The sequence below is a fragment of the Microbacterium sp. MRS-1 genome (assembly GCF_000585455.1).
Taxonomy (GTDB): domain Bacteria; phylum Actinomycetota; class Actinomycetes; order Actinomycetales; family Microbacteriaceae; genus Microbacterium; species Microbacterium laevaniformans.
The window spans coordinates 25,841-42,389 of sequence record NZ_JAUF01000001.1 but is presented as its reverse complement, the minus strand read 5'-3'; the positions used below and the strand labels follow the sequence as shown (position 1 = coordinate 42,389).

Annotated in this window: 18 protein-coding genes and 1 riboswitch; of the genes, 7 read left to right on the top strand and 11 right to left on the bottom strand. The window is 69.4% G+C overall.

Going from position 1 to position 16,549, the window contains the following annotated elements:
* Window positions 1–21: 21 nt before the first annotated feature.
* The 8 genes from AS96_RS00215 to istA form a co-directional block, all read right to left on the bottom strand.
* Entirely contained in the window at window positions 22–291 is a 270-nt protein-coding gene (locus tag AS96_RS00215) for a hypothetical protein (protein WP_036284300.1), read from the bottom strand.
* A gap of 91 nt (window positions 292–382) precedes the next feature.
* A complete protein-coding gene (locus AS96_RS00210; RefSeq protein ID WP_036284297.1) occupies window positions 383–802 on the bottom strand; it encodes a hypothetical protein in 420 nt (139 codons plus the stop codon).
* Window positions 795–1,586, bottom strand: coding sequence for an MgtC/SapB family protein (locus AS96_RS00205; RefSeq protein ID WP_005050431.1), 792 nt, complete (start codon window positions 1,584–1,586; stop codon window positions 795–797). The genes AS96_RS00210 and AS96_RS00205 overlap by 8 nt, the downstream gene beginning before the upstream one ends.
* Window positions 1,587–1,683: 97 nt before the next feature.
* Window positions 1,684–2,928 carry a magnesium transporter MgtE N-terminal domain-containing protein gene (locus tag AS96_RS00200; RefSeq protein WP_231477018.1) on the bottom strand — a complete coding sequence of 415 codons (1,245 nt, stop codon included), beginning with the start codon at window positions 2,926–2,928 and terminating at the stop codon, window positions 1,684–1,686.
* A gap of 45 nt (window positions 2,929–2,973) precedes the next feature.
* A complete protein-coding gene (locus tag AS96_RS00195) occupies window positions 2,974–4,611 on the bottom strand; it encodes an Nramp family divalent metal transporter (RefSeq protein WP_005050429.1) in 1,638 nt (545 codons plus the stop codon).
* A gap of 236 nt (window positions 4,612–4,847) precedes the next feature.
* A riboswitch (M-box (ykoK) riboswitch) is annotated at window positions 4,848–5,015 on the bottom strand.
* A gap of 151 nt (window positions 5,016–5,166) precedes the next feature.
* Window positions 5,167–5,553, bottom strand: a complete 387-nt coding sequence (locus AS96_RS00190; RefSeq protein WP_005050428.1) for a hypothetical protein — start codon at window positions 5,551–5,553, stop codon at window positions 5,167–5,169.
* A gap of 214 nt (window positions 5,554–5,767) precedes the next feature.
* Window positions 5,768–6,571 carry an IS21-like element helper ATPase IstB gene (gene istB, locus AS96_RS00185; RefSeq protein ID WP_016463549.1) on the bottom strand — a complete coding sequence of 268 codons (804 nt, stop codon included), beginning with the start codon at window positions 6,569–6,571 and terminating at the stop codon, window positions 5,768–5,770.
* A complete protein-coding gene (gene istA / locus AS96_RS00180; protein WP_036284292.1) occupies window positions 6,568–8,238 on the bottom strand; it encodes an IS21 family transposase in 1,671 nt (556 codons plus the stop codon). Before istA ends, istB begins: the two co-directional genes overlap by 4 nt.
* A gap of 176 nt (window positions 8,239–8,414) precedes the next feature.
* Here istA and AS96_RS15555 point away from each other — a divergent pair, with 176 nt between their 5' ends.
* Together AS96_RS15555 and AS96_RS00170 are read left to right on the top strand one after the other, a co-directional pair.
* Window positions 8,415–8,552: a hypothetical protein gene (locus AS96_RS15555; RefSeq protein ID WP_231477017.1), complete on the top strand. Its 138-nt coding sequence runs from the start codon at window positions 8,415–8,417 to the stop codon at window positions 8,550–8,552.
* Between the two features lie 107 nt (window positions 8,553–8,659).
* On the top strand, window positions 8,660–9,970 hold the full coding sequence (locus AS96_RS00170; RefSeq protein WP_005050423.1) for an HNH endonuclease signature motif containing protein: 1,311 nt from the start codon (window positions 8,660–8,662) through the stop codon (window positions 9,968–9,970).
* Between the two features lie 42 nt (window positions 9,971–10,012).
* On the opposite strand, the gene AS96_RS00165 is transcribed toward AS96_RS00170, so the two are convergent.
* The gene (locus AS96_RS00165) at window positions 10,013–10,417 is read right to left on the bottom strand and encodes a DUF4406 domain-containing protein (protein WP_231477016.1); all 405 of its coding nucleotides are present in this window, start codon (window positions 10,415–10,417) and stop codon (window positions 10,013–10,015) included.
* Between the two features lie 46 nt (window positions 10,418–10,463).
* On the opposite strand from AS96_RS00165, the gene AS96_RS00160 reads away from it, so the two are divergent.
* Window positions 10,464–11,219, top strand: a complete 756-nt coding sequence (locus AS96_RS00160; RefSeq protein WP_005050420.1) for a DeoR/GlpR family DNA-binding transcription regulator — start codon at window positions 10,464–10,466, stop codon at window positions 11,217–11,219.
* Window position 11,220: 1 nt separating this feature from the next.
* Here the strand turns inward: AS96_RS00160 and AS96_RS00155 are convergent, their stop codons facing one another.
* The gene (locus AS96_RS00155) at window positions 11,221–12,321 is read right to left on the bottom strand and encodes a sensor histidine kinase (RefSeq protein WP_231477015.1); all 1,101 of its coding nucleotides are present in this window, start codon (window positions 12,319–12,321) and stop codon (window positions 11,221–11,223) included.
* Window positions 12,322–12,551: 230 nt separating this feature from the next.
* Here AS96_RS00155 and AS96_RS00150 point away from each other — a divergent pair, with 230 nt between their 5' ends.
* Window positions 12,552–13,274 carry a response regulator gene (locus AS96_RS00150; protein ID WP_036284290.1) on the top strand — a complete coding sequence of 241 codons (723 nt, stop codon included), beginning with the start codon at window positions 12,552–12,554 and terminating at the stop codon, window positions 13,272–13,274.
* Window positions 13,275–13,330: 56 nt separating this feature from the next.
* Window positions 13,331–14,482 (top strand): sensor histidine kinase, encoded by a 1,152-nt coding sequence (locus tag AS96_RS00145; RefSeq protein WP_231477014.1) that lies wholly within the window; start codon window positions 13,331–13,333, stop codon window positions 14,480–14,482.
* Here the strand turns inward: AS96_RS00145 and AS96_RS00140 are convergent.
* Window positions 14,388–14,960 (bottom strand): CPBP family intramembrane glutamic endopeptidase, encoded by a 573-nt coding sequence (locus AS96_RS00140; protein WP_036284283.1) that lies wholly within the window; start codon window positions 14,958–14,960, stop codon window positions 14,388–14,390. The genes AS96_RS00145 and AS96_RS00140 overlap by 95 nt on opposite strands.
* A 610-nt stretch (window positions 14,961–15,570) precedes the next feature.
* Between AS96_RS00140 and AS96_RS00135 the strand changes: the two genes are divergently transcribed.
* Together AS96_RS00135 and AS96_RS00130 are read left to right on the top strand one after the other, a co-directional pair.
* Window positions 15,571–15,828 (top strand): hypothetical protein, encoded by a 258-nt coding sequence (locus AS96_RS00135; protein ID WP_016463544.1) that lies wholly within the window; start codon window positions 15,571–15,573, stop codon window positions 15,826–15,828.
* Window positions 15,825–16,520 (top strand): response regulator transcription factor, encoded by a 696-nt coding sequence (locus AS96_RS00130; RefSeq protein WP_036284281.1) that lies wholly within the window; start codon window positions 15,825–15,827, stop codon window positions 16,518–16,520. Before AS96_RS00135 ends, AS96_RS00130 begins: the two co-directional genes overlap by 4 nt.
* The last annotated feature ends 29 nt before the right edge of the window (window positions 16,521–16,549 follow it).

Here is a 16,549-nt window from a genome sequence, read left to right as displayed (position 1 = left end):
TGTCGCGTCACCGTTCAAGACTCACCCACCGAGGAGCGGAACCTCTTGATCAACACGCCCTAGTATGTTCACCTCGCCGGTGTCCTGCGCCACACCCGGCGCCGCGGTCTGCCCCGTGCCGGCGGGCATCGCGATCGCGGACCGGTGGATGCCCGTGTTCAGACTCACCAAGTTGACGACCACGACTGCGACCCCGGCGAGCAGGACGATGACGACCGCCCCGGCGATCAGAGCGACAAGACGTCGCCGGTTGCGGCGGACACGGGCGGAACGAACGACACGACGCGACACCCACCGATCATGCAGACATGAACCTGTGAGGAAGTCGAATGTTTCCGGCACTGGACGGGCTGGCTCCAATCGGCACCCGATCAGCGCGCCGTCAGCGCGTCCTGGCCCGCATCCATCGATCGAACGCGTACACCACGGCGTCGCCCCCGGTGATCGTGCCCTCCAGGCGGGCGGGCGCGATGATCCGCAGGAAGGCGTCGAGCAGTTCGGCGGGCGCGACGATCAGGATGTGGGTGCGGCTGAGCAGGAGGGGTGTGAGGTACTCGGTGAAGTAGTCGCCGGCCTCCTTCATTTCGTTGAGCGAGTTCTGGATGCGGGTTCCCTCGACGGTGGTCGTGATGACCTCGTCGGGGAGGTGGTGCAGGCCCGACATGAGGGTCTTCGCGGTCACATCCGACGGTATCCGGTCGGCCACGATGATGAGGTCCGGTGAGATGCGGCCGGCAAGAGCCTTGATCGCGGCCTCGCCGGCTCCCTCGGCGAGGAGGGCGAGCATCCCGAAGTCACTCATCGCGCGTCCTCCTCGTGATCGCCCGCAGGGCGCTGCCGCGCGTCGGTCGCCCGTTCCCCTCGTCATCGCCGATCGGAGCTGGATCTTCCGACCGCCATGACAGCCCGCGCACCCCGGGCTCGAGCGACAGGCGCGTCACGATGCCGTCGAGGAGCGTGGCGGCGTGGCCTTCGACGAGCAGTTCAGCCTCGAGCTCCTCGATCTCCTGCCCCTTCCCGCCGCTGTCGTCGAGGTGGCTCGTCATGCCGTGCACGACGACGTCGGGCGAGTCGAGAGCGGCGGACAGGCGGGCGCGCAGTTCGGCTTCCCTCCGCTCCACGACCCGGACGGTCAGCCTGTACGCACCCACCGTCTCGCTCTTGGCTGCGGGGGCGCGGTCGACGAGTCGGCCGAGCGGGCGCAGCAGCAGGTGGATCGCCAGCACGAGGCCGGTCGTGGCGAGGGCGGGGATGACGTGTCCTCCCGCGGCCTGGCAGCCGACCGCGGCGGAGCACCAGAGGGTGGCGGCGGTGTTCAGCCCCTGCACGGTGAACCCTTGCCGGAGGATCACCCCGCCACCGAGGAAGCCGACGCCGGAGACGACGTAGGCGGTGATCTGCAAGGACGCCTGGGGCACGCCGACTTGGATGCCGTAGAGGACGAACGCGGCGGCGCCGAGGGCGACGAGCGCTTGGGTGCGCAGACCCGCGGTGCGGGACCGGTACTGCCGTTCCAGTCCGATGAGCATGCCGCACCCGCCGGCGAGGAGGAGGCGGAGGATGAAGTCGAGGTTGGTCAGCGTCATGGGACGCTCCTTCAGGGTCGTCGAAGTCAGCCCCGACCTGATCCAGGCAGGGCCGGGGGTGACTTCGGAATGATGATGCCGGTGGAGGCCGGGCGGGTCAGCTGCTGCGGGTGCGGCGTTCGCGCTGCCGCCAGTCCTCGGGGATCGCCTCCTCGAGCGCGTCGTCGACGGTGATGACGCCGAGGATGTGCTCAGTGTCGTCGACGACGGGGACAGACAGCAGGTTGTAGTCGGCCATGACGTTGACGACCTCGATGATGTCGTCCGTGGGCACGAGGCTCACCGGCTCGGCCTCCGCCACGTCGCGCAGGAGTGCGGCGGGGTCGGCGCGCAGGAGTGCGACCAGGTCGACCGACCCTGCGAGGCGCCCGGTGTCGTCGACGACGTAGACGACCGCGAGGGACTGCGGCTGCTGTGCGTCCGCGGCGCGGACGGCGCTCCTCGCTTCCTGGACAGTGACGTCCTCGCCGAGGGCGAGGTATTCGACGCCCATGAGGCCGCCGGCTGTCTTGTCCTGGTAGGTCATCAGGCGGAGCACGTCCCGTCTTTGCGTGGGCGGCAGCGCGTCGAGGACCGGCTGGCGGCGTTCTTGCGGAAGGTCGAGGATCGCGTCGACGACGTCGTCGGCGTGCATGCGGCTGAGCACGGCGGCGATGTCGGCCGTGTCGCGGGCTTTCAGGACTTGCGCCTGGTCGTTGTCGTCGAGTTCCTCGATGACGTCGGCCTCGAGCTCGGGGTCGGTGTGCAGGTGCTCGAACAGATCGTCTCGCTCCCGGGATGACGCGTCCTCGATGAGGTCGGCGATCTGCGCGGGCCGCAGACCGCGCAGCCGCTTGAAGCGGGAGCGTGCCGCGGCGGACGGCTCGTGGCCGATGAGCGCCTCGAACGACTTCCAGTCCCGGAAGGCGTGGGCGCCGTGCCCGCGGCGCGAATACCAGGGCCGTGCGTGCACGTCGAGCGCGGCGGCGACCCACCCGCCGGGAATGCTGTCGATCGCGACATCGTAGGCGCGTACCAGCCGGGCGTTGTCGACGTCGATGAGCCGGTGGCCGAGCACCGCCTCTTTGAGGAGGACCTCGCCGTCGCGGCGTTCGAACGGGCGCAGGTCGAGCTTCGCCGTATCGAGCACGACCCGGTCGTCGTCGAGGGCTTCGATGTTCACCGCGGGGACGAACACGGCGGTCGACCCGACCCGGGCCACCAGCCCGGTCACCGCCGGGTAGCCTTCCGGGCCGAGGCGGACGATCACGTCGGCGAGAACGCCGATCTGGTTGCCTTTGGCGTCCTGGATCGGCTGTCGCAGCATGCCCGACAGGAGCGTCCGGGGACGGGTGGTGGTCATGATTGCATCGTTCATCTGTCTCACCGTTCTTTCAAGACCAGCAGTTCAGTGCCCGAGGGCGAGTTGGATGACACGGACGATGACGAGGATCATCGCGATCAGCAGGTAGATGCGCAGCACGCTCAGCCCGAGCCGCCGCCCGGTGGACAGCTTCGGCGGGTTCAGCAGCGCGATAGGAGGCATCCGCCACGAGGCGCGCGCGCTGCGCGGAACCTCGTCCGGGTCGCTGCGCGCGGGGCGACGGACCCGGGCGACTGCGAACCCGACACCGGTCAGCATCGAGAGCACGGCGCCGGCGACGAGGATCATGATGATCTGGTCACCGCTGATGTCCGGGAAGATGACACTCGCCGTCAGCACCAGGGAGAGGATGACGAGCACCGCGATCACGGCGGAGGTGAAGATGTTCAGCCGCCGCCCGTTCACCCATGGGCCGAGCACCTCCTTGTCGTTGCACAGCAGCAGCAGAAAGACGGTGGCCGAGGGCAGCAGCACCCCGGCGAGGACCTGCACCCCGACCGTGATCAGACCCAGCGGGCTGCCCGGGATGACGACGATGATAGCGGAGACGATGAGCAGCCCGGCGAACGCGGCGTAGAAGCCCTTCGCATCCGACACCTTGCGGTGCAGCGAGTGCTTCAACCCGAGCGTGTCGCCGAGTGCGTACGAGGTGGAAAGGCCCACCGCGGCCGCACCGATGATGGATGCGTCGATCAGGGCGATGGCGAACAGGATGCCGGCGACCCGGCCCACATACTTTCCGATGCCGGCGGCGACCCCGCCGGCGTCGGTGAAGTTCCCGAACTCGGGGGTGCCGGCGAACACCGCGGCGGACACCGCGATGAGGATCGTCGCCCCCACGATGACGATCACGATGCCGATCCACAGGTCGGCCTTCTCGTAGTTCATGAACCGCGGCGTGATCCGCTTGTCGATGATGTACGACTGCTGGAAGAACAGCTGCCACGGCGCCACGGTGGTGCCCACGATCCCGATGATCAGCAGCATCACCGTCGACAGCTCGGCGCCGGGCGGGAAGCCGGGGATGAACCCGTGCGCGACCTCCGCTGCGGAGGGGTGTGCCAGGAATGCGAGCGGGACGAGAATGAGGGACCCGAAGATGAGGAACATGCACAGCCGCTCGAACCGGCGGAACGACCCGGTGCTCACGGCGGCGACGATCACGACCGCGGCGATGATCACGCCCGGCACCTCGGGAAGTCCCAGATAGCTCAGCCCCAGGCTGATGCCGATGAACTCGGTGATGATCGTCAGCGCGTTCAGGATGAACAGGTCGATGACACTGAACGCGCCCCAGAACTTCCCGAACCGCTCGAGGATCAGCCGGGCATGCCCGACCCCGGTCACCGCGCCCAGGCGCAGAACCATCTCCTGGTTCACGTAGAGGACCGGCACCAGCAGCAGCAGCACCCACAGCAGTGCGGTGCCGTAGTTCTGCCCCGCCTGCGTATACGTGCCGAACGCGCCGGCGTCGTTATCGCCGACCATGACGATCAGGCCCGGCCCGACGATCGCCACGAGGGTGCGCAGCTTCGCGGACAGCTTCGTGCGGGGCGCCGTGTCATCGAGCTGGATCGTGCCGAACGCGCCCTCGATGTTCCCCACGTGGGCGGAGTCGAGCACCGCGTGCTGCTGCGTCGGTGGAGTGTTGGTGGTCGTCATGATGCATCGCTTTCTCACCCCGAGTCGGGTGGGCATGGAAGCGGACCCCCAGGCACGGTCGATCAACGACCGCACGGAGGGCACGGAAGAAGACGGCAGGCGAAGAGCCCCGCCCAGGTAGCCCGAGTGGGCGTCTAGAGGAAGAAGGGGGGCGTGCGGAACGCCCAACTATCGTGATCGCTCATCGCTCACCTCCCCGATCGGATTCCTCGCACCTTGAGGCTCGTCGATACGACTCAGCCTCTCCACGTAAGACCTTTGGCACTTCGTGACGTCACCCGGGAGCGGGAGCCAATCGGGGCGACCCCTTAAGCCGGGGAAGCCTGTCCTGACCCGGAGCGTCTCTCGACGTATGGGGTCGCTGGCGTGTGTTCACGAAGGAGCCTCAGCTAACGATCGGCGCCTAACGCGTCAAGTGTAGGCCACGGACGGCGCGACTTCGTCCCCGAAGGCCGAATCCGGTGCCCCGAAATTCTGGGAACCACTGAGCGGCGGACACGCAACCCGCAGCTGCGGGGCCGACGGATGGGCCCCTCCCCCCGCTCGGGCCGGCGCTCAGGATTTCCGGTTCTCCAGCTCGTCGAGGATCTTCACCTGGTTGGCGAGGATCGTCATCTGCTGATCCTGCAGATTCGCCAGATACGTCAACGTCCGATGATCCGCCTCCGCCTTCGCATCCTGCTGCGCCTGGATGACGTTCTGACCGACCATGATCACCGGCAGCAGCACCAGCTGCAGGAAGTTCTGCGAGATCCACGCCACCAGCGTGATCATGCTCGGCGCGATGATCCACGCCGGGAAGTAGTGCTTCAAATCTGGATTGATGGACACCAGGATCGCCGGCAGCGACAACAGCGACAACAGCGCGAACAGGTACGCACTCCACATCGAGCCCACACTGTTCGTGATCTTCAACGCCAGGCTGTCGTTGAACCGTGCCACAGCCGACCGCTCTGTGCGCAACAGCTCCCGCGGGTGCTGAACATTCACATTCCGCTGCTGATCACTCATTGCCGCATCGTACGACCCGAACGCCCCGCATACCTTGTGGCCTGCGCGGCTCGCGAGTTATGCGGACCTAGAGTCGTTCCCGATATTGCCCTGGGTGACGGGTCGCCGATCAAGCCGACGACAGCCGCGCGCTGAACGCACGTTGTCAGCTTCCCTGTTGGCGGGTGTGGTTGAGACGGTAGGAGTCGGTGCCGGTTTCGATGATGGTGCCGTGGAAGGTGAGCCGGTCGACGATCGCCGCGCACAGCCGCGGGTCGGTGAAGGTGCGGGTCCATTCGCTGAACGACTGATTCGTCGCGATGGCCACGGACGCCTTCTCTTCACGTTCGGTGAGGACCTGGAACAGGAGCTCGGCGCCGCGTTTGTCGAGTTCCATGTAGCCGAGCTCGTCGATGATGAGCAGGTCCACGCGCCCATAGCGTGCGATCGTCCGGGCCAGTTGCATGTCGTCGGCGGCTTCGACGAGTTCGTTCACGAGCCGGGTGGCGAGGGTGTATTTCACGCGGAATCCTTTCTCCGCGGCGGCGGTGCCGAGCCCGATCAGCAGATGGGACTTCCCCGTGCCGCTATCGCCGATCAGGCAGAGCGGGTCGCCGCGGCGCACCCAGTCTCCGCCGGCGAGGGTGTTGATCGTGGCGGAGGTGACGTTGGGGTTCTGGTCGTAGTCGAAGTCGTCGAGGAACTTCGGCCGCGGGAACCCCGCGGACTGCACGCGGCGGATCGTGGACCGGCGGTCCCGATCGTCGACCTCGGCGAGCAGCAGCTCAGCGAGGAATCCGATGTAGGATAGCTGTCCCTTCTCCGCCGCAGTCGCCGCCTCGGCCAGCACCGCCCGCATGGTCGGCAGCCGCAACCGGCGCAGGGCGCTGTCGACCGCGGCGGCGGCGGCCTCGTCGGTCATCGGGCGCCGGCGGCGCAGGACCGGGGACACAGACGTGGTGGTGGTCATGCGGGGTGTGCTCCTTCAGTCGTTTCATGCGCTGTGGTCTTCGCGATGCGGCGTTTCAGCAACTCGTTGTACCCGGCGACCGAGGGCGCAGGGCGCCGATCTGCGCGTAGCCCGGCGATCACAGCGAGCGGGTCCATCAGACGGCGCTGCGTGAGTGACACGACGTTCGCCGTCACCGTCGATGCGCGTGCCGCATCGGTGCGGACCGTCATCGTGGGGTCAGCCGCCGCGGCACGGCGGGCTTCGATCGCGACGACCTCGGCAAGCACCGACCCGACGTTCAACGCTGCGCGGATCCCGGCGACGACCGCCGCAGCGGGAATGTGGCGGTGCAGGAGGAGCACGTCGATCAGCTCCCGGGTGCCGAGCCCGTCGCCGTTGACCCGGCGCGACGCGTCCCAGAACGCCTCATGCTCGGCCGTGAGCGCACCTGATGCGCGGGCGTGGGCGAGGACGGTGGAGCCGGCGAGAGCGCCGGGTTTGAGTTTGAGGACCTCCAGGTAGTGGTCCAAGACCACGGCCTGACCGTTGCGGACCGCGACGCGTTCGTGCCGAGCGACCAGGCGGTGCCCGTCGAAGATGAGCACCTCCGACGCCCGCAGGATCGCCCGCACCCGCCTCCCGATCAGCGACACGGGCACGGAGTACTTCGCCTGCCGGATCGTGACCAGGGCCGCATGATCGACCATCGGCGACAATGGCTGCCCAGGCTCGAACCCGTCCACCGGCAACGGTGTCAACCGCGGCCGTTCACGTTCCCAGTCCTGCCCCACCGTGGTCAGCCGGCCGGTGATCCGACGGCCGCTATCACGCGCGTCGCAGCGGCGGATGTACTCGTTGAGCTCGTCGAACGACTTCACCTTCGGAACCGGGGTCAGCCAGGTGCGACGGAACCGACCGACCTCGCCCTCGACCCCGCCCTTCTCGTGCGCACCGTCGATGCCGGGTTCGCAGTAGAACGCGTCGAACCCGTAGTGCGAGCGGAACAGCGCCCACCGCTCGTTCTCCTCCCGGCGGCGGCCGACGCTGAGAACCTTCTTCACCGCCTGCCCCAAGTTGTCGTACTTGATCTGCATCGTCGGCACCCCGCCGAGTTCCTCGAACGCGGTCACGTGGCCTTCGAGGAACGCTTCCTGCGACAGCGTCGGGTAGACCCGGTGAATGGCCTTCCCGGAGTGCGACATCCGGAACACGAACAGGAACGCCTTCGTCCGCACCCCCGCGAGGTCGATCCACAGCTCCCCGAAATCGACCTCGGCTTCCGCGCCTGGAGCGTGCTCCTGCGGGATGATCGCCGCGCCGGCCAGGCGCCCGGCTTCGATCTCGATCTGCGGGCGCCGAATTCGCACGTAGTCCCGCACCGACGGGTAACCGACATCGGCGTCGTGCTCGTCGATGAGCCGGTTCCAGATCCGTGTCGCCGTGTGACGCTGCTTGCGCGGCGCGGTCAGATCTTCCCGCAGCATCTCGCCGATCACCGTCTTGAAAGGGCCGAGCTTCGGCGCGACGCGCTCGGGGACCTTCCTCGTCGGTGGCACCGCGGACACCAGCGCCTGCCGCACCGTGTTCCGGCCGACGCCATACCTGGCGGCAAGCTTCCGCGTTCCTAGCCCCTCGAGGCGATGATCACGCCTGATCCGCGCGAACAAATCCACCCGACTCCCCACCCGACCACCTCCGTCTCCGTGCTCCCAGCGAGCACGAGACAAGCGATACAGGCGGTCCCGAATCAGACCGACACGACGCTCCGACAACGCGCGGGGTGGTCCCGAATCAGAGTGACAAGGCGGTCCCCAACCACGCTGACACACTCAGCTGCGACCCGAACTACGCCGACGCCTGCGTGCCCATCGCGAGCGACGTCGACTGCGCGGGCGGAAAGGGCAACGGTCCCGCCTACTTCGACGGCGTCGCCCGCGTCGTCGGCCGCGACATCTACAAGCTCGACGGTGACGGAGACGGCTGGGCCTGCAACGGCTGACGCGTCGCCAGCTGCCAGGCGGTGCCGTCACATCGAGAAGGCGCCCGCCCTTCCCGAGGAGTCTCTTCATTCGAATAAATGTCCGAAGGTGTCGCTACACTGGAGGCATGGAAGAGATCGCGCCGATGAGCGAAGACAGCGACCAGCTGTCCGCGCTCGCGTCTCTCGTCGCCGACACCGAGACGGTGCTGGCGGCGGTCTCGGCGGCGCAGGTGGCTGAAGTGAAGCTGCTGGCGCGAGCCGGGCAACTCGCCGAGCGTCAGGCTGCCACCCAGCGGGGCTCGGTGCGCGTGCACGACATGGCCCTGCGTTCGATCGCCGCCGAACTCGGGGGAGTGATGCGAGTGACCGACCGCACCGTGCAGCAGCGCATCGGCGAGGCGCGTGAGCTCGTCGAGAGCTACCCCGCCACCCTCGACGCCTGGGAGAGCGGGCGCCTCACTCGCGCTCACGTACGGGTGATCATGGATGCCGGGGCGCCCGTGCCTGCCGATCGCCGGGCCGAGTTCGAGGCGGAGGCGATCCGGCTGTGCGCCGGCGACACGCCCAACCGCGTGCGTTCTGCCGTCGAGATCCTCGCCGAACGCTGCGCCGAGCGCTCGTTCACCGAACGGCACGCAGAAGCGAGCCGCGGCCGACGGGTGCGCGTGGTGCCGGGCGCCCAGGGCATGTCCGACCTCATCGCGACGGTTCCGACCGTCATTGCGGAGGGGGTCATGGACCGCCTCACGCAGCAGGCGACGGTCATCATCGATGCGCGCACCCCCGACGACGACGACCCGCGCACGACCGATCAGGTGCGTGCCGACGTGCTCAGCGACCTTCTCCTGACGGGCGCGCCGGCGCTCGATCCGACCGCCTCCGGCGACGGGCCGGGAACGCTCGGTGCGATCCGCGCCCAGGTGCAGGTCATCGTGCCGGCCCTCATCCTCCTCGGCGCCGACGAGGGGCCCGTCGACCTGGTCGGGCGCGCACCCATCGACGCCGACACCGCGCGGTGCCTCGCTGCCGAGACCCACTCGCTCGCGCGCGTGCTCACCGATCCCGTCGACGGCACCGTCATCGCGGTCGACAGGTACCGCACCGCGGGACCGCAGCGGCGATTCCTGCGCGCCCGCGACCAGCACTGCCGCTTTCCCGGATGCCGCCGCGCGGCCATCCGCTGCGAGATCGACCACACCATCGACCACGCCCGGGGCGGACCCACCGCCCTGGGGAACCTCGCCCACCTGTGCCAGCGACATCATTCGATGAAGCAGTTCACCGCCTGGACGGTGCGACAACACCCCGGGGGAGTCCTGGAGTGGACCTCGCCGACCGGTCGCCTCTACCGCGAGGACGCACCCATCCCACCGGTCACGTTCGTCATGAGTCCCGCGCCACCGCCGGCGATGGCCGATTCCGTACCGCCGTTCTGATCCGCGCACGTCCGTCCGGCGTTCCCGCGCGGTCCGGTCGCCTCAGGAGTGCGGCGCGGCCGCCTCCGACGAACCCGGCGCCACCACGCCCGGCACATCCTCGAGGGCGTAATACACCGGCAGCCCGCGCGACTCGGCGATCGCGACATCCTGATCCGCACCGCGCGACTCTCCCGGCAGACGCAGCACCGCGTCGCAGCGCTGCAACAGGCGCTCCGCCGTCGGATACATGACCTCCGCGGCCAGCGGATCGGTCGGGCCCGTCGCCCCCGCACTCTCGAGCACCGGAAGCGCCACCCATTCGCCGATCATGGGCACATGGCCGGCCCGAAACAGCGGCCACGCCGCCGTCTCCAGCCGCTTCAGGTTCTGCGCCATCAGCGCGGGGTCACCATCGGTGCCAGACGCGTAGGGCCCGGCGATCAAAATCATCAAAGACGCGGTCATGTCGGTTACACTACGACATAACGTGCAAAAACAAGAAAGAACGTGAATGCTCGCCGCTGCTCGCAAAGACCTCCTCCTCGACCGCCTCCGCCGCGATGGTCGCATCGTCGCCAAAGAGATCGCCGCCGAACTCGGCCTCTCCGAAGACAGCATCCGTCGCGACCTCCGCGACCTCGATGCCGCCGGTCTCGCCGTACGCGTCTACGGCGGCGCCCTGCCGGCCTCGCCCGCGGTCGTCGACTACGCCGCCCGCACCGCCGTCGCCCCCGACAGCAAACGTCGTGTCGCCGCCGTCGCCGCATCCCTCATCGAGCCCGGCGCCACCGTCATCCTCGACGGCGGCACCACGAGCCTCGCCCTCGTCGACGCGCTCCCGCGCACCCAACCCGGCACGATCATCACCCACAGCCCCACGATCGCCGCTGCCCTCCTCGACCACGCCGTCGACGTCTTCCTCATCGGCGGCCAGCTGTTCAAGCACTCCGCCGTCGCCTGCGGAGCCGCTGCCGTCGAAGCCGCCGGCCGCATCAGTGCCGACCTCTTCTTCCTGGGCGTGACCGGCATCCATCCCACCGCCGGGCTCACCACCGGCGACGCCGACGAAGCCGCCATGAAACGTGCGCTCGCCGGCCGCGCCGCCGACACCTACGTGCTCGGCAGCGACGAGAAGATCGGCACCGCCTCTCGTTACGGTGTGCTCGACCTCGACGCCGTCACCGCGATCATCGCCGACGTCTCCGACGCCGACCCGACCGCGCGCGAACTCGCCGCGCGTGGCCTCACCCTGCTTCACGCGCGCTGACTCAGACGGCGATCATCACGAGGCTCGCGATCGTGCCGACCGGATGATCCGGCCGCACCGACAACGTCGCCTGATTCGCCCGCACGGCATGGCGAGGAGCCAACGCCGGGTCTCGCGTCGTCGTGCGGTGATCGTCCGCGCCCATGAGATGCGCCAGCTGGCGCCGTCGCTCGTCGTCGCTCGTGTGCACGCCGTCGTCGGCCACCGAGACCGTCGTGCGGTGATGATCGCGATGCGCTCGCACCACGATTCTGCCCGCCGTCCGGCAGTGACCGATGGCATACGACAGCAGGTCAGCGAGCACCTGACGCAGCTCGGTCTGTTCGAAGCGCACGCTGCCACAGCCCTCATCGATCACGTGCAGCGCCACGCCCCGCGCCGCCGCGACGCCGAGGAACACGCCGCACACGTCCGAGAGCGCCGCCGACACGTCGCTCGGGGGGATAGAGCGCGCGGTGTCTTCCCGTGCCGTCCGGAACAGATCATCGACCATGTCGACCAGCTGCTGCGTCGCCCGGCTCAGCCGTCCGCCGATCTCGCCGGCTCGGGTGTGCGACTCCAGAAGATCGGCATAGCCCGCCACCGTCGTCAGATGCCCGCGCAGGCGGTGCGCCGCATCGCGGAGGAAGTCGTCGCGGATCCGTGACGCCTCGAACACGGTCGTCATGTCCCGCGCCACGATCACCGCACCGCGCCGGGCCCCGCGCTGATCCCGGAACGGGCGGGCAGCGATCGACATCGCGCGCTGCTCCACCCCTTCACCCACCCACGTCGTGTACGGAATCGCATTGCCTTTCGAGGCCACCTCACGCAGCAGCTGCGGCCCCAGCGCGATGGGCGTGACCCGATCGGCGTGGAAGAAGCGCAGGTCACGGTACTCCGCGCCGGCGCTCAGCTTCTCGGGCAGACCGGCCCGTGCGAACGCCGCGCGCGCCGGATCGTTCAGGCGCCGGGGGATGCCGCGCTCATCGGTCACGATCACCGCTTCGCCGACGATCTCGTTCAGCGTCGACAGGACGAGCGGTCCGTCCTCGCAGGCACGGCGTGACCGGCGGCCCCAGCCGCGCGCCGCCGATCCGGTTCTCCTGCTCGCCATGCTCATGGGTCCTCGTTCCGTGCCCGCCACGGTGTGCTGCCCCCTCGACGGTTCTAGCAGACGGCGTCGCCGGCCCCCGAGCGCATCGGTGGCCACGGTAGGTGGAATCACCGACCCGTTGTGCGCTCCGGTGCGCGAAGTTGCCGTCTTCTTCGCCATTTGCGGACGGTGAGTCTGATAAGTGCGTGAAGATAGTCGTCGGCGGGGGGGCCACTCGACAGGAGAACGCACATGCCATGCCCGTGCCCCCGATCGCTCCGCCCCCACCCGACCCCGCGATCGTGACAGGGCAGCTCTCCATCCTCGACGTCATGATCGTCGAGGACCAGCCCCTCTTCCGCGAGATGCTCGCCGTGCTGCTGGCCGACCAGAACGGTTTGCGGGTCCGCGCTGTCGCCTCCTCGACGGAGAGTGCCCGTCACGTCGACGTGCGCACTCTCGACGTCGCCCTCATCGACCTTCGCCTGCCCGACGGCGACGGCATCCGGCTGGGCAGGGAACTCCGGCTGCGTCGCCCGGGTCTCGGCATCCTCGTGCTCTCCGCGTCCGACTCGATCAGCACCCTCCTCGACGTCCCCGGCAGTGAAGCCGCCGGGTGGGGCTTCCTCTCCAAGAACTCCTCGCTGTCGGCATCCGCACTCGTCTACGCCATCCGCGCCGTCGCGGCGGGGCGTACCGTGCTCGACCCGGCCATCCGGGCCCAGCGCGAGATCCGCCGCAACAGCCCGCTCACCCGGCTCAGCCGGCGACAGCGCGAAGTCGTCGCTCTCGTCGCCGACGGCTTGACCAACGCGGCGATCGCCGACCGACTGGGAATCTCTCCCCGCTCCGTCGACGCGCACCTCAACGCGGCCTACGGCCTGCTGGGCATCCCGGCCAGCCGTGAGCGCAACCCGCGCGTCGAAGCCGTACGCAGCTACCTGCAGCACACCACGTCGTCCTGGACCTCGGCGGGATGACCCGGTCGCGCCCCTCGCGCGACTCCCGCGCGGATGCCGGGACCGACCATCGGATCGTGCTGGTCGCGACCGCCGCCGCCACGCTCGCGGTCACGATATACACCAGCCTGCAGGCGTGGCTGCTCAACGGCTGCACTGCCGCCCAGGGTGTCGGTGTCGAGGTCTGGGCAGCGGTGGGCGCGGCCGTCGTCGCGCCCGTCGTCATGCTCTCCGCCGTCCACGTCCTGCGGCCCGAGCGCTACGGCTACCTCGCGCGGTTCCTGTCCGTCGTGGCGATCGCGGTCGGCGCGGCGCTCACACTCGCAGCCGCTCGAGCGGCGCTCGCGGCGCTTCTCGCCCCGGATGCCGTCGCGCCGGCCCGCATCGGCGAGTACATCAGCGCCACGGTGGCGGCGGCGTGCGCGGTCGGCCTCGGCCTCGTGCAGGTGGACGTGGCGCGACGCATCCGCCACGCCGAACGGGAGCAGTCGATCGCCCAGGCCCGGGCTGCCGGCCTGGTCGCCGAACTGCAGGAGGAGGAGTTGCGCCTGCGCTACGAGCTCGCCGAGACGATCCACGGCAGCGTACAGGGCACCTTCGTCGTCATGGAGGCGCGACTGCGGCATCTGGCACTGTCGGCGCAGCACGCCGATGCGGGCATCGCCGGCGAGCTCCACGCCGTCGCGGCCCAACTCGAACGGCTGCGCGAAAAGGAACTGCGCGCCCTCAGCGGAAGGCTCTACCCCGTCGACCTCGAGCGCGGACTTGCCTCGGCCGTTCGCGCGCTCGTCGTGCGTCTTCCGCCGTCGGTCGCCGTCACGGCGCCCGATGACGCCGTCTTCGCGGCTTTCGAGAGTCGCCTCTCCCACGAAGCGCGCGTTCTCGTGGTGCGTGTCATCGAGGACGCCTTCTCCAACGCACTGCGCCACGGTTCCGCCGACCACGTCATCATCACGGCGCGCGAGAGCGGCAGCACCCTGCACGTCGTGGTCAGCAACAACGGCTCAGCGCCCCCGGCGACACCGTCGCTGTCGGGGCTGGCGCGCCTCCGGCGACGCGCGCAGGTGCTCGGGGGAGAGCTGGTGCTCGCGCCGCGCCACGGGGGGCGTTCGCCCTCGGGAGCCCGTTTGGCGCTCACGCTCCCGATGCTGAGCGTGGAAAACGCCCGGCGGGCCGCGGCATCCGCCGGCGCCACAGCAGCACAGCGCACACCGCCCCCTGCACCATGACGACGGCGCTGATCGTCGACGCGATCACGCCCGCAGACTGATCCGCCGCGGTCAGCAGATCGAAGCCGGCGTGCCAGAGCACCACGGGGACGATGCTCCACCGTGCGCCGGCCGTCATCCACGACAAGACGAACGATCCGAGCACGAGGGCCAGCATCCAGCCGACGATGCCGGCGCCCATCGCCTGATACGTCGGGTTGAAGAAGAACGCCGGACCGTGCCACACGATCCAGACCGCGGCGACCAGCACCGACGCCCAGAACACCGATACGCGCTCCGCGAGCACGGGAAGCAGCCATCCGCGCCACCCGGCCTCCTCACCGAGGCCGAACGTCGCCGCCCAGACCAGTGCGACCAGCGGCCAGGCAAGGCCCGGCAGCTTGCCGGTGGTGCCGAAGGCGGCCGGGTCGGGCCAGCCGCGGCGGTGAAGAAGCCGATCAGGTAGTACAGCGCCGGCATCCCCAGCGCGGCGAACCACCAGAATCCGCCGAACCGCAGTCGCAGGATGCGTCGTGCCCACCGCGCCACGGCCGTCGGTCCCGCCGCGAACCAGGTCGCCGCCACTGCTCCGACCGCCGGTCCCACCGACGCGACGAAGAACGTGGCCGGCACGGTGTCGAGCGTGCCCGACGGCGCTGCGCGCGCGTCGACGAGAAGCGGCAGCCACAACCCCCAGGTGATGGCGAAGGTGACGCCCAGGAACACCGCCACGGTGCCGCGCCGTGCGGGCGCCGCGATCCCCGCCGGTGGGTACGCGCTCATGCGTCGAGTCAACTCCGCCCCTCGCGGCGCAGCCAGCGGCCGTGGCCGTGACAATCTGCCCAGGCGGGAACGCTCCCACGGCGACCAGCCGACCCCCCGGGCACCTTGCCGGTACGTGCTTTCGCGTAAAACTCTCGTGAAATCGCGGATATCGGACGATGCGCTCTTTCGCGCTGCGACACAATGATGCTGCGCCCGGTCTTGGGGCCGGCGCGACCCATCCGTTTCTGGGAACGGAGCACTTTCTGCAGCGCTGCGCCTCCCCCTCACAGGATGCGCTGGGCCTGCGGCGAGCGGGGTCGGATCCTGGGGAAAGAGGAATGACGATGAGTCGAGCCGGCGACGCTCGCATTGTGGAGATCTACGTCAACGCCCACTGGCAGCCAGCGCCCTCCCGCCGTTACCTCGACCCGCCCACGGCCCGCCAGTTGCGCGCCGAGGGGATCACGATGGTGCGTGTCGCTCCCAGCCTCTGGAGCCGCATCACCGGCCGCGCCGCCGGGCTTGCCGGCCGTGACATCTCCGTCGCCCGATACCTCGCGACCACCACGCACCGCGGCGGCGACGCCACCGCGCGGGCGTGATCGACCGGCCGCGCTCCGTGCGCGTCCTCGTCGTGGAAGGGCAACCCCTCCTTCGCGACCTGCTCGCACGCCTCATCGATCAGCAGTCGGGCATGCGTGCCGTCGCGCTCTGCGACTCTGCCCGCACGGCGATCGAGGCGACCGAACGGGCGATCGACGTGGCCCTCATCGGTCCGCACGTCCCGGGCGGGGGCGGTGTCCCGCTCGGTGAAGCACTGCGTGCCCGCTCGAGCCGGCTCGGCATCGTCGTGCTGGCGGCGCCCGAGGCGCGCGATCGTCTGCGTCATGGGCCGGCGGAGGACGCTGCCGGCTGGGCCGTGCTCTCCAAGAACCTCTCGCTGACATCCCCCGCTCTCATCTACGCCCTCAGGTCGGTCGCCGCCGGGCGTCGCGTACTCGACCCCGCCATCCGGGCGGAGAGCGTCGAATGGCGTGAGAGTCCCCTCTGCCGCCTCAGCGCCCGTCAGCGCGAGGTGCTCGCCCTCGTCGCCGAGGGGCTCAGCAACACGGCGATCGCCGGGCGGCTCGCCCTCTCGCCGCGCTCGGTCGAAGCGCACCTGCGGGCGGCCTACGCCGTGCTCGGCGTCGGGTCCGACTCCGCGCGCAACGCCCGACTGGATGCCGTGCGCGCGTATCTCGCGCACGGGGGATCGGAGTTCGCGAACGCGGTGGGTGAGATTCCTCTCATATAGCCCCACGAGTCGCCTCCGGTGGTCGATGA

Excerpts from the sequence above, each read along its gene's own strand:
- AS96_RS00160 (WP_005050420.1), top strand. The coding sequence starts at position 10,464 with ATGCTCGCCGCTGCTCGCAAAGACCTCCTCCTCGACCGCCTCCGCCGC.
- AS96_RS00170 (WP_005050423.1), top strand. The coding sequence starts at position 8,660 with ATGGAAGAGATCGCGCCGATGAGCGAAGACAGCGACCAGCTGTCCGCG.
- AS96_RS00205 (WP_005050431.1), bottom strand. The coding sequence starts at position 1,586 with ATGACGCTGACCAACCTCGACTTCATCCTCCGCCTCCTCCTCGCCGGC.
- AS96_RS00150 (WP_036284290.1), top strand. The coding sequence starts at position 12,552 with ATGCCCGTGCCCCCGATCGCTCCGCCCCCACCCGACCCCGCGATCGTG.
- AS96_RS00195 (WP_005050429.1), bottom strand. The coding sequence starts at position 4,611 with ATGACGACCACCAACACTCCACCGACGCAGCAGCACGCGGTGCTCGAC.
- istB (WP_016463549.1), bottom strand. The coding sequence starts at position 6,571 with ATGACCACCACCACGTCTGTGTCCCCGGTCCTGCGCCGCCGGCGCCCG.
- AS96_RS00165 (WP_231477016.1), bottom strand. The coding sequence starts at position 10,417 with ATGACCGCGTCTTTGATGATTTTGATCGCCGGGCCCTACGCGTCTGGC.
- AS96_RS00200 (WP_231477018.1), bottom strand. The coding sequence starts at position 2,928 with ATGACCACCACCCGTCCCCGGACGCTCCTGTCGGGCATGCTGCGACAG.
- AS96_RS00210 (WP_036284297.1), bottom strand. The coding sequence starts at position 802 with ATGAGTGACTTCGGGATGCTCGCCCTCCTCGCCGAGGGAGCCGGCGAG.
- AS96_RS00155 (WP_231477015.1), bottom strand. The coding sequence starts at position 12,321 with ATGAGCATGGCGAGCAGGAGAACCGGATCGGCGGCGCGCGGCTGGGGC.
- AS96_RS00135 (WP_016463544.1), top strand. The coding sequence starts at position 15,571 with ATGAGTCGAGCCGGCGACGCTCGCATTGTGGAGATCTACGTCAACGCC.